The sequence below is a fragment of the Streptomyces sp. NPDC002232 genome (assembly GCF_042890295.1).
Lineage (GTDB): Bacteria > Actinomycetota > Actinomycetes > Streptomycetales > Streptomycetaceae > Streptomyces.
Window position 1 is genome coordinate 951,544 of record NZ_JBIARV010000001.1, and the last position, 22,547, is coordinate 974,090.

25 protein-coding genes are annotated in these 22,547 nt (G+C 73.4%); 6 read left to right on the top strand and 19 right to left on the bottom strand.

The window, feature by feature from the left end:
• Nucleotide 1: 1 nt before the first annotated feature.
• Genes ACFYXU_RS04260 through ACFYXU_RS04275 form a run of 4 tightly spaced genes read left to right on the top strand, consistent with a single transcriptional unit; the run spans nt 2 to nt 3,581 of the window.
• The gene (locus ACFYXU_RS04260) at nt 2–946 is read left to right on the top strand and encodes a carbohydrate ABC transporter permease (RefSeq protein WP_376507681.1); all 945 of its coding nucleotides are present in this window, start codon (nt 2–4) and stop codon (nt 944–946) included.
• Nucleotides 943–1,794 (top strand): carbohydrate ABC transporter permease, encoded by an 852-nt coding sequence (locus ACFYXU_RS04265; RefSeq protein WP_376507680.1) that lies wholly within the window; start codon nt 943–945, stop codon nt 1,792–1,794. The genes ACFYXU_RS04260 and ACFYXU_RS04265 overlap by 4 nt, the downstream gene beginning before the upstream one ends.
• 17 nt (nt 1,795–1,811) lie before the next feature.
• A complete protein-coding gene (locus ACFYXU_RS04270; protein WP_389407456.1) occupies nt 1,812–2,831 on the top strand; it encodes a hydroxyacid dehydrogenase in 1,020 nt (339 codons plus the stop codon).
• A gap of 51 nt (nt 2,832–2,882) precedes the next feature.
• On the top strand, nt 2,883–3,581 hold the full coding sequence (locus tag ACFYXU_RS04275; RefSeq protein WP_389407457.1) for an ester cyclase: 699 nt from the start codon (nt 2,883–2,885) through the stop codon (nt 3,579–3,581).
• Nucleotides 3,582–3,669: 88 nt separating this feature from the next.
• Here ACFYXU_RS04275 and groL read toward each other — a convergent pair whose 3' ends face one another.
• The 4 genes from groL to ACFYXU_RS04295 form a co-directional block, all read right to left on the bottom strand.
• On the bottom strand, nt 3,670–5,295 hold the full coding sequence (gene groL / locus ACFYXU_RS04280) for a chaperonin GroEL (RefSeq protein ID WP_329854364.1): 1,626 nt from the start codon (nt 5,293–5,295) through the stop codon (nt 3,670–3,672).
• Between the two features lie 119 nt (nt 5,296–5,414).
• Complete coding sequence (gene groES, locus ACFYXU_RS04285) at nt 5,415–5,723, bottom strand: co-chaperone GroES (protein WP_017239619.1); 309 nt, start codon at nt 5,721–5,723, stop codon at nt 5,415–5,417.
• A gap of 146 nt (nt 5,724–5,869) precedes the next feature.
• Nucleotides 5,870–6,142, bottom strand: coding sequence for a hypothetical protein (locus tag ACFYXU_RS04290; protein WP_376507676.1), 273 nt, complete (start codon nt 6,140–6,142; stop codon nt 5,870–5,872).
• Nucleotides 6,139–7,041, bottom strand: a complete 903-nt coding sequence (locus ACFYXU_RS04295; protein WP_376507675.1) for a polysaccharide deacetylase family protein — start codon at nt 7,039–7,041, stop codon at nt 6,139–6,141. Before ACFYXU_RS04295 ends, ACFYXU_RS04290 begins: the two co-directional genes overlap by 4 nt.
• 130 nt (nt 7,042–7,171) lie before the next feature.
• On the opposite strand from ACFYXU_RS04295, the gene ACFYXU_RS04300 reads away from it, so the two are divergent.
• Nucleotides 7,172–8,362 carry an SAM-dependent methyltransferase gene (locus ACFYXU_RS04300; RefSeq protein ID WP_389456468.1) on the top strand — a complete coding sequence of 397 codons (1,191 nt, stop codon included), beginning with the start codon at nt 7,172–7,174 and terminating at the stop codon, nt 8,360–8,362.
• Here the strand turns inward: ACFYXU_RS04300 and ACFYXU_RS04305 are convergent.
• The 8 genes from ACFYXU_RS04305 to tsaB all read right to left on the bottom strand — a co-directional run bounded on the left by ACFYXU_RS04305 (nt 8,301) and on the right by tsaB (nt 14,196).
• Nucleotides 8,301–8,966: a hypothetical protein gene (locus ACFYXU_RS04305; RefSeq protein WP_389456470.1), complete on the bottom strand. Its 666-nt coding sequence runs from the start codon at nt 8,964–8,966 to the stop codon at nt 8,301–8,303. The two genes, ACFYXU_RS04300 and ACFYXU_RS04305, sit on opposite strands and share 62 nt — an antisense overlap.
• Before the next feature lie 54 nt (nt 8,967–9,020).
• The gene (locus tag ACFYXU_RS04310) at nt 9,021–10,226 is read right to left on the bottom strand and encodes an RNA polymerase sigma factor (RefSeq protein WP_376507785.1); all 1,206 of its coding nucleotides are present in this window, start codon (nt 10,224–10,226) and stop codon (nt 9,021–9,023) included.
• 67 nt (nt 10,227–10,293) lie between these two features.
• Nucleotides 10,294–10,659, bottom strand: a complete 366-nt coding sequence (locus ACFYXU_RS04315; RefSeq protein ID WP_389456472.1) for a YciI family protein — start codon at nt 10,657–10,659, stop codon at nt 10,294–10,296.
• 143 nt (nt 10,660–10,802) lie between these two features.
• Entirely contained in the window at nt 10,803–11,645 is an 843-nt protein-coding gene (locus ACFYXU_RS04320) for a polysaccharide deacetylase family protein (RefSeq protein WP_376507671.1), read from the bottom strand.
• A gap of 46 nt (nt 11,646–11,691) precedes the next feature.
• On the bottom strand, nt 11,692–11,952 hold the full coding sequence (locus tag ACFYXU_RS04325) for a hypothetical protein (RefSeq protein ID WP_329854372.1): 261 nt from the start codon (nt 11,950–11,952) through the stop codon (nt 11,692–11,694).
• Nucleotides 11,949–13,055 carry a tRNA (adenosine(37)-N6)-threonylcarbamoyltransferase complex transferase subunit TsaD gene (gene tsaD / locus ACFYXU_RS04330; RefSeq protein WP_376507669.1) on the bottom strand — a complete coding sequence of 369 codons (1,107 nt, stop codon included), beginning with the start codon at nt 13,053–13,055 and terminating at the stop codon, nt 11,949–11,951. The genes ACFYXU_RS04325 and tsaD overlap by 4 nt, the downstream gene beginning before the upstream one ends.
• Entirely contained in the window at nt 13,055–13,516 is a 462-nt protein-coding gene (gene rimI, locus ACFYXU_RS04335) for a ribosomal protein S18-alanine N-acetyltransferase (protein ID WP_329854539.1), read from the bottom strand. Before rimI ends, tsaD begins: the two co-directional genes overlap by 1 nt.
• Before the next feature lie 23 nt (nt 13,517–13,539).
• Complete coding sequence (tsaB, locus tag ACFYXU_RS04340) at nt 13,540–14,196, bottom strand: tRNA (adenosine(37)-N6)-threonylcarbamoyltransferase complex dimerization subunit type 1 TsaB (protein ID WP_329854374.1); 657 nt, start codon at nt 14,194–14,196, stop codon at nt 13,540–13,542.
• Between the two features lie 95 nt (nt 14,197–14,291).
• Here tsaB and ACFYXU_RS04345 point away from each other — a divergent pair, with 95 nt between their 5' ends.
• Complete coding sequence (locus tag ACFYXU_RS04345) at nt 14,292–14,858, top strand: hypothetical protein (RefSeq protein WP_376507668.1); 567 nt, start codon at nt 14,292–14,294, stop codon at nt 14,856–14,858.
• 107 nt (nt 14,859–14,965) lie between these two features.
• Here ACFYXU_RS04345 and ACFYXU_RS04350 read toward each other — a convergent pair whose 3' ends face one another.
• From ACFYXU_RS04350 to glmS, 7 genes are all read right to left on the bottom strand, one after another.
• A complete protein-coding gene (locus ACFYXU_RS04350) occupies nt 14,966–15,127 on the bottom strand; it encodes a hypothetical protein (protein ID WP_376507667.1) in 162 nt (53 codons plus the stop codon).
• Nucleotides 15,128–15,236: 109 nt separating this feature from the next.
• Complete coding sequence (gene tsaE / locus ACFYXU_RS04355; protein ID WP_376507665.1) at nt 15,237–15,737, bottom strand: tRNA (adenosine(37)-N6)-threonylcarbamoyltransferase complex ATPase subunit type 1 TsaE; 501 nt, start codon at nt 15,735–15,737, stop codon at nt 15,237–15,239.
• A gap of 10 nt (nt 15,738–15,747) precedes the next feature.
• Nucleotides 15,748–16,917, bottom strand: a complete 1,170-nt coding sequence (locus ACFYXU_RS04360; protein ID WP_389456475.1) for an alpha/beta fold hydrolase — start codon at nt 16,915–16,917, stop codon at nt 15,748–15,750.
• Between the two features lie 6 nt (nt 16,918–16,923).
• On the bottom strand, nt 16,924–18,072 hold the full coding sequence (alr, locus tag ACFYXU_RS04365; RefSeq protein ID WP_389407463.1) for an alanine racemase: 1,149 nt from the start codon (nt 18,070–18,072) through the stop codon (nt 16,924–16,926).
• Between the two features lie 246 nt (nt 18,073–18,318).
• A complete protein-coding gene (locus ACFYXU_RS04370) occupies nt 18,319–19,770 on the bottom strand; it encodes an NAD(P)H-hydrate dehydratase (protein WP_389407464.1) in 1,452 nt (483 codons plus the stop codon).
• Between the two features lie 539 nt (nt 19,771–20,309).
• Nucleotides 20,310–20,678 (bottom strand): holo-ACP synthase, encoded by a 369-nt coding sequence (locus tag ACFYXU_RS04375; protein ID WP_329854382.1) that lies wholly within the window; start codon nt 20,676–20,678, stop codon nt 20,310–20,312.
• A gap of 7 nt (nt 20,679–20,685) precedes the next feature.
• Nucleotides 20,686–22,533: a glutamine--fructose-6-phosphate transaminase (isomerizing) gene (glmS, locus tag ACFYXU_RS04380; RefSeq protein ID WP_376507661.1), complete on the bottom strand. Its 1,848-nt coding sequence runs from the start codon at nt 22,531–22,533 to the stop codon at nt 20,686–20,688.
• Nucleotides 22,534–22,547 lie beyond the last annotated feature (14 nt).

The window sequence follows — 22,547 nt, forward strand, 5'->3', positions numbered from 1 at the left end:
GGTGAAGGCCCGCACCCGCGCCGCCACGCTCCTGCTGACCCCCTTCTTCGTCCTGTTCACCGCGGTGATGGTGGTGCCGATCGGATACGCGGTCTGGCTCAGCCTCTTCACCGAGAAACAGTCCGGACTGGGCTTCGGGGGCACCGAGACCCTCTTCACCGGCCTCGACAACTACACCGCGGCGCTGGGTGACCGGGCCTTCGTCGAGGGCTTCGGCGTCCTCCTCGGGTACTGCCTGCTCTACATCCCGCTGCTGCTCGCCGGGGCCCTCGGTCTCGCCCTCCTCCTCGACTCGGCGCTCGCCCGCGCCCGCCGCTTCTTCCAGCTCGCGCTCTTCCTGCCGCACGCCGTGCCCGGCATCATCGCCGCGCTGATCTGGGTCTACCTCTACACGCCCCAGCTCAGCCCGGTCGTCCAGGCCATGGAGGCCGGAGGCGTCGGCTTCGACTTCTTCTCCCCCGAAGGCACCCTGCCGTCCGTCGTGAACATCGCCCTGTGGGAGTGGCTCGGCTACAACATGGTCATCTTCTACGCCGCCCTCCAGGCCATCGACCGCTCCGTCATCGAGGCGGCCACCGTCGACGGCGCCGGGGCCTGGCGGATCGCCTTCGCCATCAAGGTCCCGCTCGTCCGGGCCTCGATCGCGATGGTCGGCCTCTTCACGGTCATCGGCTCCCTCCAGCTCTTCACCGAGCCGCTCATCCTCAACAAGGGCACCGGCTCCGCCGTCACCTCCACCTGGACGCCGAACATGTACGCCTACACCGCGGCCTTCGACCGCAACGACTACGGACTCGCCGCCGCGGCCTCCGTCCTCCTCGCCCTGACGGCCGCCCTGCTCTCCTTCGCGGTGACCCGGCTGACCGGCCGCCGCAAGGCCGGCACGGCACGCCGCCCGGCCCCCGCGCGGCGGACCGCACCGGCCCGGAAGGAGCAGCCGGCATGAGCACCCGCTCCCCGCAGCGATGGCTCTCCGGGGCGGCCGTCAACGGCGCCCTCGTCCTCGCCGTCGTCTACATGCTCTTCCCGCTGGTCTGGCTGCTCACCGCCGCCACCAAGGACGCCGGAGGCCTCCTCGCCGGAGACGCCTTCTCCTTCGAGGGCTTCGACCTCGGCGGCAACCTCTCCCGGCTCGCCGAGTACAACGACGGCATCTACTTCCGCTGGTACGCCAACAGCCTCCTCTACGCGGGCCTCGGCGCCCTCGCCTGCTCGCTGGTGAGCGTCGCCGCCGGATACGCCTTCCACGTCTACGACTTCCGGGGCAAGGAGAAGCTCTTCGGCCTCGTCCTCCTAGGCGTGCTCGTCCCCACCACCGCGCTCGCCCTGCCGATGTACCTCCTCGCCAGCGAGGTCGGCATCGTCAACACCTACTGGGCCGTCCTGATCCCCGTCCTCGTCAACCCCTTCGGCGTCTACCTCTCCCGGGTCTTCTGCGCCGGCTACATCCCCGACGAGGCCCTGGAGGCCGCCCGTATCGACGGGGCGGGAGAGATGCGGGTCTTCTGGTCCATCGGCCTGCGCATGGTCATGCCCGGCTTCGTGACCGTCTTCCTCTTCCAGTTCACCGCCGTCTGGAACAACTTCTTCCTCCCCCTGGTGATGCTCTCGGACCAGAAGCTCTTCCCCGTGAGCCTCGGCCTGTACGCGTGGAACAGCAACGCCCACGCGGAACCCGACTACTACCCCCTCGTCGTCACCGGATCCCTGCTCGCCGTCGTCCCCCTCGTCGTCGCCTTCGTCTCCCTCCAGCGCCACTGGAAGGCCGGCCTGACCGCCGGCAGCGTCAAGTGAGGAGCACAGGTACCACGATGCACCCGACCACTGACAACCGCCCCACCGTCCTCCTGGCCATGGGCCCGGGAGTCGACGGACGCCTCCTCACGGACGCCCACCGCACCCGCCTCGCCGCACTCGCGGACACCGACCCCCGGCTCGTCGCCCACGACCTGACCGGCCCGGACCCCCGCGTCACCGCCGCCCTCGCCGGGGCCGAGATCCTCCTCACCTGCTGGGGAGCGCCCCCGCTCACCGCCGAGGTCCTCGACCGCGCGCCCCGGCTGCGCGCCGTCGTCCACGCGGCCGGCTCGGTCAAGCACCACGTCACCGACGCCTGCTGGGAGCGCGGCCTGCGCGTCACCTCGGCCGCCGCGGCCAACGCGCTGCCGGTCGCCGAGTACACGCTCGCCGCGATCCTCTTCGCCGGGAAGCGGGTCCTGCGCTCGGCCCAGCGGTACGGCGAACTCCGCACCGACCACGCCTGGCTGGAGGAGTCCACCACCTGGGGCAACTACCGGCGCACCATCGGCATCGTCGGCGCCTCGCGCATCGGCCGCCGGGTCGTCGACCTGCTGCGCCCCTTCGACGTCGAGATCCTGCTGTACGACCCGTACGTGGACGTCCCGCCGCCCGGCGTGGAGCTCGTGGGCCTCGACGAACTGTGCGCCCGCAGCACGGTCGTCTCGGTGCACGCGCCCCAACTCCCCGCCACGTACCGCATGATCGGCGCGGCCCAGCTGGCGGCCATGCCGGACGGAGCGACCGTGATCAACACGGCCCGGGGCTCCCTCGTCGACGAGACGGCGCTGCTCCCCCACCTCGTGTCGGGCCGCCTCCACGCGATCCTCGACGTGACCGACCCGGAACTCCCACCCCCGGACTCCCCGCTCTACACCCTCCCGAACGTGCTGCTCACCCCGCACGTCGCCGGCTCCCTGGGCAACGAACTCCACCGCATGGCGGACCAGGCCCTGGACGAGGTGGCGCGCTACGGCCGGGGGGAGCCCTTCGCGGAGGAGGTCCGGGCGTCGGACCTGACACGATCGGCCTGACCGGTCCATCCCGCCTAGACTGGAGAGGTCCTACCTGGTTCGGGAGGCGTCATGACATTCGTGCAGATCATCGACTGCAGGACGAGCCGGATGGAGGACCTGAACCGGCTCATGGACCGGTGGGTCGAGCAGACCGAGGGGCGCAGGACCGCGACGCACAGCATCGTCGGCAAGGACCGCTCCGACGCCTCGCACGTGGTGGAGATCGTCGAGTTCCCCTCGTACGCCGTGGCCATGCGGAACTCTCAGCTCCCCGAGACCGACCGGATCTTCCGGGAGATGGTGGCGCTCTGTGACGAGATGCCGACCTTCACCGATCTGGACGTGGTCCGGGACGAGCAGATGTACAAGGCGGCGTCCCGGCGGTACCTGGAGCTGATCGCCGCGCCCGGGGAACTCGCGCCGCTCGACGAGGTACTGGCCGAGGGGTACCACGACCACGATCCGACCAGCCCGGCCGACTCGGTCGGCATGGACGCGGTGCGGCGCGAGGCCGAGATGTGGCGGGCCGCGTTCGACTTCTCCTTCACCGTCGAGGACCAGATGGCCGACGGCGACCGGGTCTGCACCCGCTGGACGTGGAACGGCACCCATGTCGGCGACTTCATGGGGCTCCAGCCGACGGGGATGGAGGTGAGCATGACCGGGATGCTGGTCCAGCGCTTCCGGGAGGACGGCAAGGCCGTCGAGGGCTGGTGGATGTACGACATGCTCGGGCTCATGGGGCAGCTGGGGGCCGTGGAGGGCTAACGACACCCCGGGGGAATCCCCTGGAACGCACCGAGGCCCGGTGCCCCCGCGACGGGGGTACCGGGCCTCGGTGGTTCGGTCAGCTGCCTCAGTGCGAGTGGCCGTGGCCGCCGTGGCCGTGGTCCGCCGGCTCCTCTTCCTTCTTCTCCACCACGAGGGTCTCGGTGGTGAGGAGGAGGGAGGCGATCGAGGCGGCGTTCTCCAGGGCGGAGCGCGTCACCTTCACCGGGTCGATGACGCCGGCCTTGACCAGGTCGCCGTACTCGCCGGTCGCGGCGTTGAAGCCCTGGCCCTTGTCGAGCTCCGCCACCTTCGAGGTGATGACGTAGCCCTCGAGGCCGGCGTTCTCGGCGATCCAGCGCAGCGGCTCGACGGCGGCGCGGCGGACGACCGCGACACCCGTGGCCTCGTCGCCGGTCTTGTCGAGGTTGCCCTCGAGGACCTTGACGGCGTGGACGAGCGCGGAGCCACCACCGGAGACGATGCCCTCCTCGACCGCGGCGCGGGTCGCGGAGATGGCGTCCTCCAGACGGTGCTTCTTCTCCTTCAGCTCCACCTCGGTGGCGGCGCCGACCTTGATGACGCACACGCCGCCGGCGAGCTTCGCGAGGCGCTCCTGGAGCTTCTCGCGGTCCCAGTCGGAGTCCGTGGACTCGATCTCGGCCTTGATCTGGTTGACGCGGCCCTGCACCTCGGACGAGTCGCCGCCACCGTCGACGATGGTGGTGTCGTCCTTGGTGATGGTGACGCGGCGGGCGGTGCCGAGCACGTCGAGACCGGCCTGGTCGAGCTTGAGGCCGACCTCCTCGGCGATGACGGTCGCACCGGTGAGGGTGGCGATGTCGCCGAGCATGGCCTTGCGGCGGTCACCGAAGCCGGGGGCCTTGACGGCCACGGCGTTGAAGGTGCCACGGATCTTGTTGACGACGAGGGTGGAGAGCGCCTCGCCCTCGACGTCCTCGGCGATGATCAGCAGCGGCTTGCCGGCGCCGGCCTGGATGACCTTCTCCAGGATGGGCAGCAGGTCCTGGATCGAGGAGATCTTGCCCTGGTTGATCAGGATGTACGGGTCGTCGAGGACGGCCTCCATACGCTCCTGGTCGGTCACCATGTACGGGGACAGGTAGCCCTTGTCGAAGGCCATGCCCTCGGTGAAGTCGAGCTCCAGGCCGAAGGTGTTGGACTCCTCGACGGTGATGACACCGTCCTTGCCGACCTTGTCCATCGCCTCGGCGATGAGCTCGCCGACCTGCTGGTCCTGCGCGGAGAGCGCGGCGACGGCGGCGATGTCGGACTTGTCGTCGATCGGGCGCGCGGTGGCGAGCAGCTCCTCGGAGACGGCCTTGACGGCGGCGTCGATGCCCTTCTTCAGGGCGGCCGGGGAGGCGCCGGCGGCGACGTTGCGCAGACCCTCGCGGACCAGGGCCTGGGCGAGCACGGTGGCGGTGGTGGTGCCGTCACCCGCGATGTCGTTGGTCTTGGTCGCCACCTCCTTCACGAGCTGGGCGCCGAGGTTCTCGTACGGGTCCTCGATCTCGACCTCGCGGGCGATCGTGACACCGTCGTTGGTGATGGTGGGGGCGCCGAACTTCTTGTCGATGACGACGTTGCGGCCCTTGGGGCCGATCGTCACCTTCACCGTGTCGGCAAGCTTGTTGACGCCGCGCTCAAGGGCGCGACGGGCGTCCTCGTCGAACTTCAGGATCTTCGCCATGGGAGCGGTTCAGCCCTCTCGGAATCGGGTGGAACGAACCGCGCCCCGGGGCGCCTGGGAAAGGGGCCTCGGGGCGCAGCTCAAAGCATCTGCTTCAGGTACTTCGGTACTTCGGTGAATTACTTCTCGACGATCGCGAGCACGTCGCGAGCCGAGAGGACGAGGTACTCCTCGCCGTTGTACTTCACCTCGGTGCCGCCGTACTTGCTGTACAGCACGATGTCGCCGGTCTTGACGTCGAGCGGCAGACGCTCGCCGTTCTCGAAGCGGCCCGGGCCCACGGCCAGGACGACGCCCTCCTGGGGCTTCTCCTTGGCGGTGTCCGGAATGACCAGGCCAGAGGCGGTGGTCTGCTCGGCGTCGAGCGGCTGGACCACAATGCGGTCCTCGAGCGGCTTGATGGCAACCTTGGAGCTGGTGGTCGTCACGATCCGACCTCCCCCTTCGGAGATCTCACGGGGTTAACTGTCTGAGGTGGCGACCAGGTGGATCCGTCGTCGCGGGTGCCGGACCTGCCCGTCGCTGTGTTGGCACTCTCCAGTGGGGAGTGCCAGAGCCGAGACTATGACCGCGATTAGCACTCGGTCAAGCGGAGTGCCAATTCCTCGCTCTGTGGCGTGACCGTACGGGGTGCTCCCACCCCCGCGCAGGTCTTCGCGTCCACCGCCGCCCGTACGGGTCCGGCCGACGCGGGCCCGGGACTCACCCGCTCCGCGGCCTTCCGGCCGAGCCGTTCGATCGGGTCGACGGAGGAGGCACAGGCGGTGAGGACGGTGAGGGCGGCGACTGCGAGGAGGGCGGCCGCCACGGCCGGGACGGCGGCCCGGAGGCCCGGCCCGGTTCTCACACGTAGTCCTCGAGCTTCGCGACCGCGTACCCCTTGGACGTGATCACGTTCATCACCCGGCGGATCATGTCGGGCATGGTGCCCTTCCAGTCCTCCTTGCCCCGGAAGTGCGTGAGCACGATGTCGCCGGGGTGCAGGTCCTGGTCCCACTCGCGCCACTCCATGTGGTCGGGGAAGGCCTCGGCGGCCCAGAGCGGGACGGCCTTGACGCCGCAGGACCGGGCGGCGCGCAGGGTGTCCTCGTTGTAGTTGCCGTAGGGCGGGCGGAAGAGCGAGGGGCGCTTGCCGAACTGCTTCTGGATGATGTCCTGCATCCCGCAGATCTCGCGCTTCTGCGTGCCGTACGAGAGCGCGGGCAGGTAGCGGTGGTTGAGGGTGTGGTTGTTCAGGGTGACGCCGTTCTTCTGCATCCCGGCGAAGTAGCCGTAGTCGTCGTTGACGACGTAGTCGCTGAGGAAGGCGCTGTAGGGGATCCGCAGCTCCTTCATCATCCGCAGCAGCTCGGGGTCCTTGTCGGAGCCGTCGTCGATCGTCAGGAAGACGACCTTCTCCTTGGTCGGCACGGTGGTGAAGACGGGCGGGAGCCCCTCCCCGTCGGTCTCGAAGCCCTTGCGGGTGGTGATCTTCGGCTTGGTGACGGGCGGGGCGGGCGCTTCGAGCGGGGGTTTCGCGAGGCCCCACTTCTTGGCGGCGACCACGCGGGCGGCACGCTGGGCGCGGACCTTCTCCAGGTACGCGTTCAGGGCGCCGGCGGCGGGGGCCTGCTGTCCCGCGGCGGGGGCGGGGGCGCCGCGCGGGGGTTCGGCGCCGCCGGAGCAGGCCGTGGCGGCGGAGGCGAGGGCGGCCACGGCGAGCGCCGCACCGAGGGTCCGACGGGAGCGACGCGCGCCGTTTGCCATCATCTGTTCCTTTTGTCGTACGAGCTGCATGGCGCCGCATCCTGTCAGCGCGAGAGCCCGTTCCGGGGCGCGACACCGCCGTACCGCGTCCACCGTCCCCCGGCCGGCCCACTGCCTCCCAGGGCCCAGAATGGGACGGGTGAACGACCTCGCCTCCTTCGCCGCCCTGCTCGCCCCCGAGGGGCAGGCGCTCCTCGCCGCCCTGCGCGACTACGACCCCGCCCAGGAGCTGGCGGTCGCCTCCCGGCTGCGCCGCGACCACCCCGCCGAGCTCGTGAGCGCCGCCCTCGGCCAGGCGCGGCTGCGGCAGCGGGCGGTGGCGAAGTTCGGCGCCGAGGACGCGTACCGGATGTACTTCACGCCGCACGGCGTCGAGCAGTCGACCCGAGCCCGGGTCGCCGCCCACCGGGCGACCCGGCTGAAGGCGCTGGGCATCGGCCGCGTCGCGGACCTCTGCTCCGGGATCGGCGGCGACGCGATCGCGCTCGCCCGCGCCGGGATCTCCGTCCTCGCCGTCGACCGGGACCCGCTGACCGCCGAGACCGTCCGCGCCAACGCCGCCGCCCTCGGCCTGGCGGACCTCGTCGAGGTGCGGTGCGCGGACGTCACCGAGATCGACACCAGCCCCTACGACGCGGTCTTCGTCGACCCCGCGCGGCGCGGCGGCCGGGGCAGGATCTTCGACCCCGAGGCCTACTCACCGCCGCTGTCCTGGGCGATCGGGGCCGCCCGCCGGGCCCCCGTCGCCGCGCTGAAGGTCGCGCCCGGCATCCCGCACGAGGCGGTGCCCGAGGAGGCCGAGGCCGAGTGGATCTCGGACGGCGGCGACGTGAAGGAGGCCGTGCTCTGGTTCGGCACGGAGCCGGGCGCCCGCCGGGCCACCCTGCTGCCCTCCGGCGCGGGCCTCCTGGGCCGGGGCCTGCCCGACCCGGCGGTCCGCCCGGTCGGCCGCTACCTGTACGAGCCGGACGGCGCCGTCATCCGCGCGCACCTCGTCGCCGAGTTCGCCGAGGAGCTGGACGGCGGCCTGATCGACGAGACGATCGCGTACGTCACGGCGGACGCCCTCGCCTCCACCCCGTACGCGGCCGCGTACGAGATCACCGACGAACTTCCCTTCAACCTCAAGAAGTTGAAGGCCCTGCTGCGGGAGCGCGAGGTCGGCACCCTCACCGTGAAGAAGCGGGGCTCCGCGGTCGAACCCGAGGAGATCCGGCGGAAGGTGAAGCCGAAGGGTCCCAACGCCGCGACCGTGCTGCTCACTCGGGTCGCGGGCGCCCCGACGATGCTGATCGGCCGGCCGGCACACGGGGGCCGTTGAGCCGCAGCGCGAAGCGGAAGTGGCCGACGGCCTTCGCCAGGCCGGTGAGACCGGTGACCCAGAGGATCAGGGCGGCCCCCATGCCGTACGCGACGAAGCCGTAGCCGTCGTCGGGGCCGGCCCCCGCCGGGACCGCGAAGCCCAGCCAGAGACCGACCGCGCACAGCGCGAAGGACACCAGCAGCCACACGGCGCTGAGGACGGGGGCGCGCAGCCGGGCGTCCGTCGGCCCGTGCCGGTCGAGGGCCGCCCACAGGGCGAGGCGCTCCCGCACGATCCGGTCGCGGCGCAGGCTACGGACGGTCAGCCACACGGCGGGGACCAGGACGCCGATGCCGGGGATCGCCGCGAAGAGCCCCAGCATCGCCGTCATCGGGTCGGCGAGCGGCGCGCCGAGCGCGGTGACGAACACGCCGACCAGGGACCAGCCCAGTTCGATCAGCAGGAACCAGAGCAGGAAGAGCGCGAGCCGCCCGCCGCCCATCAGCCGCCCGCCGAGCGCGTCGAGCGCCGTCGCCCGGTCGGCGAGCAGGGCCTCCCGGTCGGGCCAGCTGCGGAGCTCGACGGGCGGGGGCGGGGGCGGCAGCGGGGTGCGTGGGGACATGTCCAGCACCCTAAGGCGGCCCCGTCCCGGGAGGACCGGGCGCCCCCGACTCCCCTACGGGCCGACCGCGTTGCGGGCCCGGCCGAGGAGCAGGGCCCGCTCGCTCTCGTTCCTCGTGAGCGCGGCCGCCCGCTCGAACTCCGCGCGCGCCTCCGCCGTCCTGCCGAGCCGGGCGAGCAGGTCGCCGCGGACGCTCGGCAGCAGGTGGTAGCGGGCCAGGGCCGGTTCGGCGGCGAGGGCGTCGACGAGCGGGAGCGCCGCCGCGGGGCCCTCGGTCATCGACACGGCGACCGCGCGGTTCAGCTCGACCACCGGGGACGGCGCGAGGGTGCCGAGCCGTCCGTACAGCGCGGCGATGGTGGCCCAGTCCGTGGCCTCGTACGAGGCGGCCCGCGCGTGGCAGGCGGCGATCGCGGCCTGGAGGGCGTACGGGCCGTAGGAGCGCCCGTCCCCGGCCCGTCCCAGGGCGGCGAACCCGCGCCGGACGAGCAGCCGGTTCCAGCGGCTCCGGTTCTGGTCGGCGAGGAGCACCGGTTCACCGCCGGGGCCGGTCCTGGCCGCCGTCCGGGAGGCCTGGAGTTCGAGGAGCGCGGCGAGGCCGTGGACCTCGCTCTCCCCCGGCATGAGGGCGGCCAGGCCCCGGGCGAGCCGCAGCGCGTCCTCGCAGAGCCCGGGGCGCAGCAGGTCGTCGCCCGCGGTCGCCGCGTACCCCTCGTTGAAGATCAGGTAGACGACCTCCAGGACGGAGCCCAGCCGGGCGGCCCGGTCCTCCCCGTAGGGCACCTCGAACTCGACGCCCGCCCGTGCCAGGGTCCGCTTGGCGCGGGTGATCCGGGCGGCGACCGTCGCCTCCGGCACGAGGAAGGCGCGGGCGATCTCCTCCGTCCGCAGCCCGCCGACGAGCCGGAGCGTGAGCGCCGCGCGGGCCTCGGCGGAGAGCACCGGGTGGCAGGCCGTGAAGACGAGCCGGAGCACGTCGTCGTCGATGTCCCCCGGCCCGGACGGCTCGGGGTCGTACGACTCCTCCGCGAGCGTCCGGCCGACCTCGGCCAGCTTCCGCGCGTACGTCTCGCGGCGCCGCACGAGGTCGACGGCGCGGTGCTTCGCGGCGGCCGTCAGCCAGGCGCCCGGCCGTTCCGGGACGCCCGACCGCGGCCACTGCTCCAGGGCGGAGACGAGCGCGTCCTGGGCGATCTCCTCGGCGATGCCGACGTCCCTGACGATCCGCGCCACCGTGGCGATGATCCGCGCCGACTCCATCCGGAAGACCGTCTCCAGCGTGCTCTCCACCGTGGCCGTCACAGGTCACATGACACCACGACGCGGCTCAGCTCTCCGGCATCTCCTCGACCTCGCGGACCTCCAGGCCGACCTTCCAGTGCGTCGGGTGGACGGCCAGGAACCGCTTGCCCCACTCGACGGCCTCGGCCATGTCCTTGCACTGGAGCATCGCGTAGCCGCCGACGACCTCCTTGGTCTCGGTGAACGGGCCGTCGGTGAAGGACAGGCTCCCGTCCGACCAGGTGATCCGGGTGGCCTCGGCGGTCGGCCTGAGGCCGGCCGTGTCCACCATGGCGCCGGCCTTGGTGATCTCCTCGAAGAGGGCGCCCATGCGCTGCTCGAAGCCGGGGTCGGCGCTCTCCATGTCGATGGTGTTCTCCTCGATGCGGACGAGGGACAGGAAGCGGGGCATGACGACTCCTCGGTGGTGCGGTGGGCGGGGCCGTTCCCCGCCGTCCACACATACGTCGAACGGGCCGGGCCCGCATCGACACCGCGCCCGAAGAATTTTCCCGGGCCCGCTCCCGACCCCCTCCTGAACCGGAGGACCGGGGCCTAGACGTAGTCCTCCAGGCGGGCCACGGTGAAGCCCTGCTCCTGGACGCGGCGCAGCAGGGTGGCCGTCATCTCGGTCATGGTGCGGCCCTTGAGCTCGGACGGGCCGCGGAAGTGGGCCAGGATGATGTCGCCGGGGCGCAGCTTCCGGTCGCCGCGCTGGTACTGCATGTTCTTGATCTGCATGGACTCGCGCCACAGCACGATCGCGTCGACCCCGCACTCCCCCGCGGCGGCGCGGGTGGCCTCGTTCCAGTTGCCGTAGGGCGGCCGGAAGAGCCGCGGGGTGATGCCGTACCGCTCCTTCAGCCTCGTCTGCTGGCCGCATATCTCCCGGCGCTGGGCCTCCGCGCCGAGGGTGGGGAGGTTCGGGTGGGTCAGGGTGTGGTTGGCGAGGCCGTGGCCCTGGGCGATCAGGGGCGCGAAGTACGGGTAGTCGGCGCGGATCGAGGCGTCCGTGAGGAACATCGTGAACGGGACCTTCAGGTCCTTCATCATCCGGACGAAGCCGGGGTCCTTCTCGGCCCCGTCGTCGATCGTGAGGAAGACGATCTTCTCGCGGGTGGGTATCTCGCTGATGACCGGCACCGGCCCGCCGGCCGGGCGGACCACCGGCTTGGCCGAGGGCGGGGCGGGCGGGGCGGCGAAGGGCTTCAGGCCCCACTTCCGGTACGCGGCGGCCCGGGCGGCCGCGGGATCCCCGGGCGCCTTGTGTCCGTCCGGGGGCGCGGTCGTCCGCGCCGGGGCGGGGGTCTGGGCGGCGGCGGGCTCCTCCACGGTGCAGCCCGTCACCAGGAGGGCGGCGGCGGTCAGGGCCCCCCACAGCGCGATCGTCTTCTTCACGCGCTGTGGGATGCCCGACAGGGTCGAAAGGTTGCTCGAAGCTCGCTTATTCGACCGATTCGAAACGCCAGCGGTGGACCGGACGGGTGATCAGCTCCGCGTCCGGCTCCGGCAGCTCGGGCAGCTCGGCGTCGAAGGTCTCCGCCTCCCACCAGGTGAGGACGAGGACCCGGTCCTGCGGGGCCCGGAAGACCTCCCGGCGCACCGGCTCACGCGCCAGGACCCGCGCCCGGTCCCGCGCCCACTCCAGGAGCTCGGCGCCCCTGCCCCCGGTGGCCCTGGCCTCCCACATGAGCGTGAGCCTCACGAGTACAGGTTCTCCTTGCTGACCTCGTGCACGTGGTCGTGATCGTGGGAGTGGGAGTGGCCCGGCACGTGCGGGTCCGTCACCGGCAGCGAGGAGTCCGCCGACAGCTCCAGGTCCGAGGCCGGCCGGTTGCGGGAGACCATCTCGGAGCCGAGCGCCGCGACCATGGCCCCGTTGTCCGTGCACAGGCCCGGCCGGGGCACCCGCAGACGGATCCCGGCGCGCTCGCAGCGCTCCTGGGCGAGGGCCCGCAGCCGCGAGTTGGCGGCGACCCCGCCGCCGATCATCAGGTGGTCGACGCCCTCGTCCTTGCAGGCCCGGACGGCCTTGCGGGTCAGCACGTCGACGACCGCCTCCTGGAAGGACGCGGCCACGTCCCGGACGGGCACGTCCTCGCCGGACGCCCGCTTGGCCTCGATCCAGCGGGCCACGGCGGTCTTGAGACCGGAGAAGGAGAAGTCGTACGCGGGGTCCCGCGAGCCGCTCAGACCGCGCGGGAACGCGATCGCCGCCGGGTCGCCCTCCTTGGCGAGCCGGTCGATGACCGGGCCGCCGGGGAAGCCGAGGTCGAGCACCCGGGCGATCTTGTCGAAGGCCTCGCCGGCCGCGTCGTCGATGGTGGCGCCCATCGGCCGCACGTCGGAGGTGATGTCGGAGGAGAGCAGCAGCGAGGAGTGGCCGCCGGAGACCAGCAGGGCCATCGTCGGCTCGGGCAGCTTGCCGTGCTCCAGCTGGTCCACGCAGATGTGCGAGGCCAGGTGGTTGACGCCGTACAGCGGCTTGCCGAGGGCGTAGGCGTACGCCTTGGCGGCGGAGACCCCGACGAGCAGGGCGCCCGCGAGGCCGGGCCCGGCGGTGACGGCGATGCCGTCGAGGTCCTTGGCGGAGATCCCGGCCGTCTTCAGGGCGCGCTCGATCGTCGGGACCATGGCCTCCAGGTGGGCGCGGGAGGCGATCTCCGGCACGACGCCGCCGAAGCGGGCGTGGGTGTCGACGCTGGAGGCGACGGCGTCGGCGAGCAGCGTGGTCCCGTGGACGATGCCGACGCCGGTCTCGTCGCAGGAGGTCTCGATCCCGAGCACCAGGGGTTCGTCAGCAGCCATCAGATATCGGTTCCGGTTCCTTGGACGGTCAGTCGCATCACGAGCGCGTCGACGTTTCCGGGCTGGTAGTAGCCGCGCCGGAAACCGATGGGCTCGAAGCCGAAGCGCTCGTAGAGCTTCTGGGCCCGGGTGTTGTCCACGCGCACTTCGAGCAGGACCTCGTCGCACTCGAAGGCGGTGGCGTGCTGGAGCAGGTCGGTGAGCAGCCGGGCGCCGAGGCCGGTGCCCCACTGGTCGCGGGAGACGGCGATCGTCTGCACGTCGCCGAGACCGCCGGCGGCGGCGAGCCCGGCGTATCCGGCGATCCCGCCGTCGGCGTCCTCCGCGACGACGTACCGGCGGGTGGCGCCCGGCCCGCGGGAGTGCGCCAGCTCGGACCAGAACATCCCCGCCGACCAGGCGTCCTCGGGGAAGAGCTCACCCTCCAGGGCGAGCACCGGTTCGATGTCCCACCAGCGCATCTCGCGCAGTTCCGCGACGCCGGTCACTGGGGCGTGACCACCTTGTAGTTCTTCGGCACCTGCGCGTCGGGGCGGCGCAGGTACATCGGCAGCGGGTCGAGGAAGCCGTCCCCGCCCGCGGCCAGCCGCTCGGCCGCGAGCCCGGCGAGCGCGGCGGCCGACTGGTGCTCGGGGTCGCGGGCGTCCGGGAAGGCCTCGGGGTAGAGGCGGGCGCCCGCGCCGACGACGGGGAGCCCGGCGAGTGTTCCGGCGATCTCGGCGGGCCGGTCGACGGCGGCGTCGCCCACCCGGGTGCGGGAGTCCTCGTACCGCGCCCAGTAGACCTCCTTGCGGCGCGCGTCCGTCGCGACGGCGAAGGGCTCGTCGATCCCGGAGGCGTACGCGAGGCCGTCGAGGGTGCACAGGCCGTGCACGGGGACGCCGAGCGCGGACGAGAAGGCGGCGGCCGTGACGAGGCCGACGCGGAGGCCGGTGTACGGCCCGGGGCCGACCCCGACGACGATCCCGGTGACCGCGTCGAGCTTCAGACCGGCCTCGTGGAGGACCCGGTCGACGGCGGGGAGCAGCAGCTCCCCGTGGCGGCGGGCGTCGACCTGACTCGACGAGGCGACGACGGCCTCGCCGTCGTGGAGGGCGACGGTGACGGCGGGGGTGGCGGTATCCATGGCGAGCAACAGCACGCGAACAGCCTACGGCTCCCGGGCACGGTGCCCCGAACCTCGGGGCGGCGGCTGCTACCGTCACCCTCGATACGTTCGTACGAGAGGTGGGCACGGTGGCAAGGAGCAGCTCGGGATTCGTGGCCGGGCTCACCGCGGCGGCCGTCGTCGCGGTCGGCGTCCTCGCCTACCAGGCCTCGGCGAGCGCGCCCGCGGACCTGTCGGTGAAGCCGCGGACGCCGGGCACGTCCGCCCCCTCGGCCGCGCCGAGCGGCGGCCCGAAGCGGCCCGCCAGGAACCCGCTGGCCGTCCCCGCGGACTCGGGCACCGGCGAGCGGGTCGTGTACGCGCTCTCGGACCGCCGGGTGTGGCTCGTGGACGGCAAGGGCAAGGCGACCCGGACGTTCACGGTGTGGCCGAGCACGGTCGACCCGGTGGCGGGCGCCTACGCGGTGACCTCGCGCTCGGGTTCGGTGCGCGGCTCGGACGGGGTGCAGATCGAGCACGTGGTGCGGTTCGCGACGGCCGAGGACGTGGCGATCGGCTTCAGCGCGGCGGTGGACGGCTCGACGCCGTCCCCGGACCCGGCGCGGAAGACCGGCGGCATCCGGATGAAGCGTGCCGACGGCGACGCGCTGTGGACGTTCGCGGTGATCGGCGCGAAGGTCGTCGTGGTCGGCTAGGGAAGCCGCCGCCGGGAGTGCCCGCGCGGGCGCTCCGTGCAGGGGCGTGGCCCGGGGGGCCGTACGGCGACGTGCCCCGTTCGGGCTCCGCCTCCCTGGTCGTGCCTCTAGGCGGCTTCGTCCCGCAGGGCTTCCGCTTCCGTCTCTTCCGGCTCTCCGGGTTCGGTCCGCGGCGGCGTCGAGAGGGTGCGGGCGGCCGCGCAGGACGCGAGCAGCTCGCTCATCGAGACGTGGTCCCGGCCGGGTTCCGCGCGTTCGGGCGTCGCCATGCATGCCTCCCGTAGGTTAGGTGCACCTAACCAGCTCGTGCATCCATGTGACCACGGCGCGCGCGGCCCACGCAACACCTTCCCGACACGTTGTCGGAACATACGTGGTTCAGAGCAGTTCCAGGTCCTCCCCGGCCCAGCGCGCGCCGATCCCGCGCAGCTCGACCGTGCGCCGGTCGTCGTCGGTGTCGCCGGTGACCCGGTGGATGAGGAGGTGCAGCCGGTCGTCGGTCAGGTCCTCGACCTTGCCGTCGCCCCACTCGACGACGACCACGGACTCGGGCAGCGAGACGTCCAGGTCGAGGTCCTCCATCTCGTCGAGACCGCCGCCGAGGCGGTACGCGTCGACGTGGACCAGGGCCGGACCGCCGGTCAGGGAGGGGTGGACCCGGGCGATCACGAAGGTCGGGGAGGTGACGGCGCCCCGCACGCCGAGGCCCTCGCCGAGGCCGCGGGTCAGAGTGGTCTTCCCGGCGCCGAGCTCACCGGTGAGCATGACGAGGTCGCCGGGGCGGAGGATCTTCGCGAGCCGGCGGCCGAGCTCCTGCATCTGCTGCGGGGACTCGACGGAGAGGGTGGCGCCGGAGAGGGGCGGGTGCGCTGCTTCCATACCCGCAAACCTAGCGCGTGCGGAAGGCCTCCCCGGCCGGGACGGCACCCGCCCGCACCAGCAGGTCGGCGAGCCGGTCGGTGACCGCCTCGGGGTGCTCCAGCATCACCAGGTGGCCCGCGTCCGGGACGATGACCAGCTCCGCGTCCGGCAGCAGGGCCGCGATGGCCTCGGTGTGCGAGCTGGGGGTGACCAGGTCGTTGTCCCCGGCGAGCGCGAGCACCGGCAGCGCGCCGAAGGCGGCGAGCGCCTCGGTCTTGTCGTGCTCGGTGAAGGCCGGGTAGAAGGCGGCGACCACGTCGATCGGGGTCGACTCGATCATCCGCTCCGCGAAGCGGGCGACCGCCGGGTCCACGTCCTTCGAGGCGAACGAGTACTTCTTGATCAGCCCGGCGAAGAGGTCGGCGGTCGCCCGCCGCCCGCGCTCGACCAGCTCGGCCTGCGATCCGAGGGCCCGCAGGACGCCCGGCAGGACCCGCCGGACGGCGTTCACGCCGGCGAGCGGCAGCCCGTACGTCACCTCGCCGAGCTTCCCCGCCGAGGTGCCGACGAGGGCGACGCCGACGACCCGGTCGCGGATCAGCTCCGGGTACTGCGCGGCGAGCGCCATCACCGTCATACCGCCCATCGAGTGCCCGACCAGGACGAGCGGCCCCTCGGGCGCCGCCGCGTCGATGACGGCCTTGAGGTCCCGGCCCAGCCGGTCGATGGAGACGGGCACCGGCTCGGCCCCGCCCTGCGCGGCTCCGTGCCCGGAGCGGCCGTGGCTGCGCTGGTCCCAGTGGACGGTGCGGACGAGACCGCGCAGGGCGGCCCGCTGGAAGTGCCAGGAGTCCTGGTTCAGGCAGTAGCCGTGGCTGAAGACGACGGTGACGGGAGCGGGTTCGCGGCGTCCGAAGAGCCGGCGGCGCCGGGCGTCCGGGGCGTCCGCCTCGACCTCGTCCACCTCGTAGTACAGGACGGTCCCGTCGTCGGCGAGCGCCCGCCCGGGAGTGCCGCGCAGACCGCCGTACGGGCCGGTGGCGTCCAGCGCGAGCCGGGCCTTCTGCCGTACGGAACGGCCGACGGTGAGCCGCTCGACGGCGACGCCCGCGGCCGCCCCGGCGGCGAGGACGCCTATCGCGGCGCCGGCGAACCCGGCACGCCGCCAGCTGCTGCTGCTGCCACTCGACTCCGCCACGGCCGGCTACTCCCCCAGGTAGACCCGCGGGACGCGCGCCCCGATCCGGGTGACGATCTCGTAGGCGATGGTGTCGGCGGCCACCGCCCAGTCCTCGGCGGTCGGCTCGCCCCGGTCGCCGGGTCCGAAGAGCACGGCCTCGGTGCCCGGCTCGGGAGTGTCCCCGTCGAGGTCCACCACGAACTGGTCCATGGCGACGCGGCCGGCGACCGTGCGGACCCGGTCGCCGACGAGGACGGGGCCGCGGCCGGAGGCGTGCCGGGGGACCCCGTCGGCGTACCCCAGCGGCACGAGGCCGAGGGTGGTCTCGCCCTCGGTGACGTAGTGGTGCCCGTAGCTCACCCCGTGCCCGGCGGGCACGTGCTTGACCAGCGCGACGCTCGCCTTGAGCGACATGACGGGCCGCAGGCCCAGCTCGGCGGAGGTGCCGAGCTCGGGGCTGGGCGAGACCCCGTACATCGCGATGCCGGGCCGGACGAGGTCGAAGTGGGTCTCGGGCAGGGTGAGGGTGGCCGGCGAGTTCGCGATGTGCCGGACCTCGGGCCGGACGCCCGCCTTCTCCGCGTGGTCGAGCATCGAGCGGAAGAGCGTGAGCTGGGCGGCGATGGACGGGTGATCCGGCTCGTCGGCGCAGGCGAAGTGCGACCAGAGGCCGGTCACCTTCACGAGCCCGTCGACCTCGGCCTTCAGGGCGGCCCCGACCAGCTCCGGCCAGTCGGCGGGCTGGCAGCCGTTGCGCCCGAGCCCGGTGTCGGCCTTGAGCTGGATCCTGGCCGTCCGCCCGACCGCCCGGGCGGCCTCGGAGACCTCCTCCAGGGCCCACATCCCGCTCACGGACATGTCGAGCCCGGCCTCGATGCCCCGGTCCCAGGGGTCGCCCGGAGTCCAGAGCCAGCACATGACCGGCACGTCCGTGATCCCGGCGGCGCGCAGCGCGAGCGCCTCGTCCGGGGTGGCCGTGCCGAGCCAGTCCGCACCCGCGTCCAGGGCGGCGCGGGCGCACCGCAGGGCGCCGTGTCCGTACGCGTCGGCCTTGACCACGGCCATGATCCGGACGTGGGGGTCGACGCGGGCGCGCAGCGTGCGGACGTTCGCGCGCAGCGCACCGAGGTCGATCTCGGCGCGGGCCCTGTGGGGCGGAGGTGTCTCAGTCATCGCGCAACAGTCTCTCAGGTGTCGGCCCCCGGGCCGCGTACCCCGGATGTAGCCCCGGTCACCCTCGGGGAGGACGCTCCGGAGATTCCGCGCGCCGCCGCGGCGGAGATCGACGCGACCACGGCTCCCGCCGGGCGTGGCGAGCCGCCCGCGGCCGAGGCGGAGGGCCCGGCCACCACGGGAGAAACCGGGCGTACGGGACGGGCGTGCCGTGGACGGCCGACCGGCGGGAGCCCGCCGGCGGCGCTACTCCTCCGTCACGTCCCGCCACGCCGCCCGCAGCGCGTCCGCCACGTCCGTCGCGGTCACCGGTGCGCCCCCCTCCGACGCCCGGCGCGCGGCGAGCCCGTGGAGGTAGGCCGCGCAGGACGCGGCGTCCAGGGGCGGCAGCCCGGCCGCGAGGAGGGAGCCGGCCAGGCCGGAGAGGACGTCGCCGCTGCCGGCCGTCGCCAGCCAGGACGTCCCGGTCGGGTTGACCCGTACGGGACCGCTCCCGTCCGGCCCGCACACCAGCGTCGTCGAGCCCTTCAGGAGCACCGTCGCGCCGAACCGTCCCGCCAGTTCGCGGACCGCCGCGAGCCGCCCGGCCTCGACCTCCTCCCGCGCGACGCCGAGCAGGGCCGCCGCCTCCCCGGCGTGCGGGGTGAGCAGGGTGGGGGCGCCGCGCCCCCGGACGACCGCCGGGTCGAGGCCCCGCAGCCCGTCCGCGTCGACGAGCACGGGCACGTCGACGGCGAGGACCTCCGACACCGCGACCGAGGTCCCCGTCCCCTCGCCGAGGCCCGGGCCCACGACCCAGGACTGGACCCGCCCGGCCTTCTCGGGCCGCCCGGAGTGGACGAGGGTCTCCGGATGGGCGGCGAGGACCTGGTCGCCGGCGGGCCCGACGTACCGGACGGCCCCGGCCCCGCCGCGCAGCGCACCGGCGACGGCGAGGACGGCGGCGCCGGGATAGCGGCCGGACCCGGCGACGACGCCGACGACCCCGCGCCGGTACTTGTCGCTCTCGGCGCCCGGCACGGGCAGCAGCCACGCCACGTCCCGGTGCTGGAGCGCCTCCAGGTCCGGTACGCCGGGCAGGACGGGGCCGAGGCCGATGTCGACGAGCCGCACGGCGCCGGCGTACTCCCGCGCGGGGTCGACGAGCAGACCCGGCTTGTACGCCCCGAAGGTGATCGTCGCGTCGGCCCGCAGCGCCTCCCCGTGGACCTCCCCGGAGTCGGCGTCGACGCCGCTCGGCAGGTCGACGGCGACGACGACCGCGTCGGAGCCGCGCGCGGCCCGGGCGACCGGCACGGCGTCGGGGCGCAGGCCGCCCCGGCCGCCGATGCCGGTGATGCCGTCGAGGACGAGGTCGGCGCCCGCGAGGACGGCGAAGGGCTCGTCGGCGACCCGGCCCCCGGCCGCCCGGAGCGCGGCCAGGCCGCCCTCGTGGGCGCGGTCGCCGAGCAGCACCGCCGTGACCCCGGCACCGCGCCGGGCCAGCCGGGCCCCGGCGTAGAGGGCGTCGCCGCCGTTGTCGCCGCCGCCGACGAGCAGGACGACCCGGGCGCCGTAGACCCGCCCCTTCCCGAGCAGGGAGCAGCAGGCGGCGGCGAGCCCGGCGGCGGCGCGCTGCATGAGGGCGCCGTCGGGAAGGCGGGCCATGAGGGCGGCCTCGGCGGCCCGGACGGTCTCTACGCGATGGGCGGTACGCATGCCAGCAGTCTGCCCCGCCGCTCCGGCACCCGCGCGCCCCGACCCGGCACCGGCCCGCGCCCCGCGCCCGTGCGGGCCCGCGCCCGCTGCCCACGTGGGCCCTCGCCTCGGGTGGGCCCGTACCCGCGCGGACCTCCGGCCCGCGCCCGTGTGGGCGTTCGCCGGCTGCCCGTGTGGGCGTTCACCGGCTGCCCGTGTGGGCAATCGTCCCGCTGGGGCGGGACGGGTGGGCACACGGGACGGCGCCCTCTCGCGGCGCCTCCGCGTCCTGTGCCTGGGCCCGCACCGCCCAGAGACCGTGCACGGGGGTGCGGGTCAGGGCACAAGGGCCTCCCGCGCCGGCAGGGCGCTGGTCCGTTGTGCCCACCCGTTCCGCCCCTTGCGGAACGCCTGCCCACAACGGGCGGGGCGCGGCCCACAACAGCGGAACGCCTGCCCACAACGCGCGCGCGGGCGCGCAACGGGCGGGCGCGGCGCCCACCACGGGCGGGCGCGGCGCCCACCACGGGCGGGCCCGCGCCGGCGGTGGGCGGCGCGTGTCAGCCCTCCGCGATGACCACCGCCGACGCCACCCCCGCGTCATGGCTCAGCGAGACGTGCCAGTGCCTCACGCCCAGTTCCGCCGCCCGTGCCGCCACCGTCCCCCGGACCCGCAGCCGGGGCTGCCCCGTGCCCTCCACGTACACCTCGGCGTCGGTCCAGTGCAGCCCGCCCGGCGCGCCGAGCGCCTTCGCGAGGGCCTCCTTCGCGGCGAACCGGACCGCCAGCGAGGCCGGGCCGCGCCGATCGCCGCTGGGGAGCAGCAGCTCCCGCTCGACGAAGAGGCGCTGGAGCAGCCCCGGTGTGCGTTCGATCGACGCGGCGAAGCGGTCGATCTCCGCCACGTCGATCCCCACCCCAATGATCATTTCCCACTCACTCCACGGTCACGGATTTGGCCAGGTTGCGCGGCTGGTCGACCTCGTTGCCCCGCGCGGTGGCGAGCTCGCAGGCGAAGACCTGGAGCGGCACCGTGGCGACCAGCGGCTGGAGCAGCGTAGGCGTGGCGGGGATGCGGACGAGATGGTCGGCGTACGGGACGACGGCCTCGTCGCCCTCCTCGGCGATGACGATCGTCCGGGCTCCGCGGGCCCGGATCTCCTGGATGTTGGAGACGATCTTGTCGTGGAGGACGGAGCGGCCGCGCGGCGAGGGGACGACCACGACGACGGGCACGCCCTCCTCGATCAGCGCGATGGGCCCGTGCTTGAGCTCTCCGGCGGCGAAGCCCTCCGCGTGCATGTAGGCGAGCTCCTTGAGCTTGAGCGCGCCCTCCAGGGCCACCGGGTGGCCGACGTGGCGCCCGAGGAACAGCACGGTGTCCTGGTCGGCGAGCGTCCGGGCGAGGGCCCGTACCGGCTCCATGGTCTCCAGCACCCGCTCGACCTCGTCGCCGATCCGGGCGAGTTCGCGTACGACGGCGTGGATCTCGTCGCCCCACTTGGTGCCGCGCACCTGGCCGAGGTAGAGGGCGAGGAGGTAGCAGGCGACGAGCTGGGTGAGGAAGGCCTTGGTGGAGGCGACGGCGACCTCGGGCCCGGCGTGCGTGTAGAGCACGGCGTCGGATTCGCGCGGGATGGTCGAGCCGTTGGTGTTGCACACGGCGAGCACCTTCGCGCCCTGCTCGCGGGCGTGCCGGAGCGCCATGAGGGTGTCCATGGTCTCGCCGGACTGGGAGATCGCGACGACCAGGGTGCGCTGGTTCAGGATCGGGTCCCGGTAGCGGAACTCGCTGGCGAGTTCGACCTCGCAGGGGATCCTGGTCCAGTGCTCGATGGCGTACTTGGCGATGAGCCCGGCGTGGAAGGCGGTGCCGCAGGCGATGACGACGACCTTGTCGGCCTCGCGGAGCACCGCGCCGGGGATGCGCACCTCGTCGAGGGTGAGCCGGCCGGACCCGTCGATCCGCCCGAGGAGGGTGTCGGCGACGGCCTTGGGCTGCTCGGCGATCTCCTTGAGCATGAAGGAGGCGTAGCCGCCCTTCTCGGCGGCGGAGGCGTCCCAGTCGACGTGGTAGGCCCGGACGTCGGCGGGCACCCCGTCGAAGTCGGTGACGGTGACGCCCTCCCGGGTCAGCTCGACGACCTGGTCCTGGCCGAGTTCGATCGCGGAGCGGGTGTGCGCGATGAAGGCGGACACGTCGGAGGCGAGGAAGTTCTCGCCCTCGCCGACGCCGACGACGAGCGGGGAGTTGCGGCGGGCGCCGACGACGACGTCCGGCTGGTCGGCGTGCACGGCGACCAGGGTGAAGGCCCCGTCGAGCCGGCGGCAGACGAGCCGCATGGCCTCGGCGAGGTCCCCGGCGGAGGAGAACTCCTCGGCGAGGAGGTGGGCGACGACTTCGGTGTCGGTCTCGGAGAGCAGGGCGTGGCCGCGGTCGCCGAGCTCCTCGCGCAGGGCGGCGAAGTTCTCGATGATGCCGTTGTGGACGACGGCGACCCGCCCCGCGTTGTCGAGGTGGGGGTGGGCGTTGGCGTCGGTGGGGCCGCCGTGGGTGGCCCACCGGGTGTGTCCGACGCCCACGGAGCCGCCGGGCAGCGGCCGTTCGACGAGCTCCTTCTCCAGGTTGACGAGCTTGCCGGCCTTCTTGGCCGCGGCGAGCCCGCCGTCGGCGAGGACGGCGACACCGGCCGAGTCGTAGCCCCGGTATTCGAGCCGCTTGAGGCCCGCGACCACCACATCAAGCGCCGACTGCCCGCCGACGTATCCCACGATTCCGCACATGACGGCAGACTACG

Bases quoted from the DNA above. Each gene is read 5' to 3' on its own strand.
- ACFYXU_RS04275 (WP_389407457.1), top strand. From the start codon at position 2,883: ATGACATTCGTGCAGATCATCGACTGCAGGACGAGCCGGATGGAGGAC.
- tsaD (WP_376507669.1), bottom strand. From the start codon at position 13,055: ATGGCTGCTGACGAACCCCTGGTGCTCGGGATCGAGACCTCCTGCGAC.
- alr (WP_389407463.1), bottom strand. From the start codon at position 18,072: ATGACTGAGACACCTCCGCCCCACAGGGCCCGCGCCGAGATCGACCTC.
- ACFYXU_RS04310 (WP_376507785.1), bottom strand. From the start codon at position 10,226: ATGGAGTCGGCGCGGATCATCGCCACGGTGGCGCGGATCGTCAGGGAC.
- ACFYXU_RS04350 (WP_376507667.1), bottom strand. From the start codon at position 15,127: ATGGCGACGCCCGAACGCGCGGAACCCGGCCGGGACCACGTCTCGATG.
- ACFYXU_RS04300 (WP_389456468.1), top strand. From the start codon at position 7,172: ATGGGACGGGTGAACGACCTCGCCTCCTTCGCCGCCCTGCTCGCCCCC.
- ACFYXU_RS04305 (WP_389456470.1), bottom strand. From the start codon at position 8,966: ATGTCCCCACGCACCCCGCTGCCGCCCCCGCCCCCGCCCGTCGAGCTC.
- ACFYXU_RS04265 (WP_376507680.1), top strand. From the start codon at position 943: ATGAGCACCCGCTCCCCGCAGCGATGGCTCTCCGGGGCGGCCGTCAAC.
- ACFYXU_RS04375 (WP_329854382.1), bottom strand. From the start codon at position 20,678: ATGATCATTGGGGTGGGGATCGACGTGGCGGAGATCGACCGCTTCGCC.
- ACFYXU_RS04370 (WP_389407464.1), bottom strand. From the start codon at position 19,770: ATGCGTACCGCCCATCGCGTAGAGACCGTCCGGGCCGCCGAGGCCGCC.
- ACFYXU_RS04295 (WP_376507675.1), bottom strand. From the start codon at position 7,041: ATGGCAAACGGCGCGCGTCGCTCCCGTCGGACCCTCGGTGCGGCGCTC.
- ACFYXU_RS04315 (WP_389456472.1), bottom strand. From the start codon at position 10,659: ATGCCCCGCTTCCTGTCCCTCGTCCGCATCGAGGAGAACACCATCGAC.
- ACFYXU_RS04270 (WP_389407456.1), top strand. From the start codon at position 1,812: ATGCACCCGACCACTGACAACCGCCCCACCGTCCTCCTGGCCATGGGC.
- glmS (WP_376507661.1), bottom strand. From the start codon at position 22,533: ATGTGCGGAATCGTGGGATACGTCGGCGGGCAGTCGGCGCTTGATGTG.
- tsaE (WP_376507665.1), bottom strand. From the start codon at position 15,737: ATGGAAGCAGCGCACCCGCCCCTCTCCGGCGCCACCCTCTCCGTCGAG.
- rimI (WP_329854539.1), bottom strand. From the start codon at position 13,516: ATGCGCTGGTGGGACATCGAACCGGTGCTCGCCCTGGAGGGTGAGCTC.
- groL (WP_329854364.1), bottom strand. From the start codon at position 5,295: ATGGCGAAGATCCTGAAGTTCGACGAGGACGCCCGTCGCGCCCTTGAG.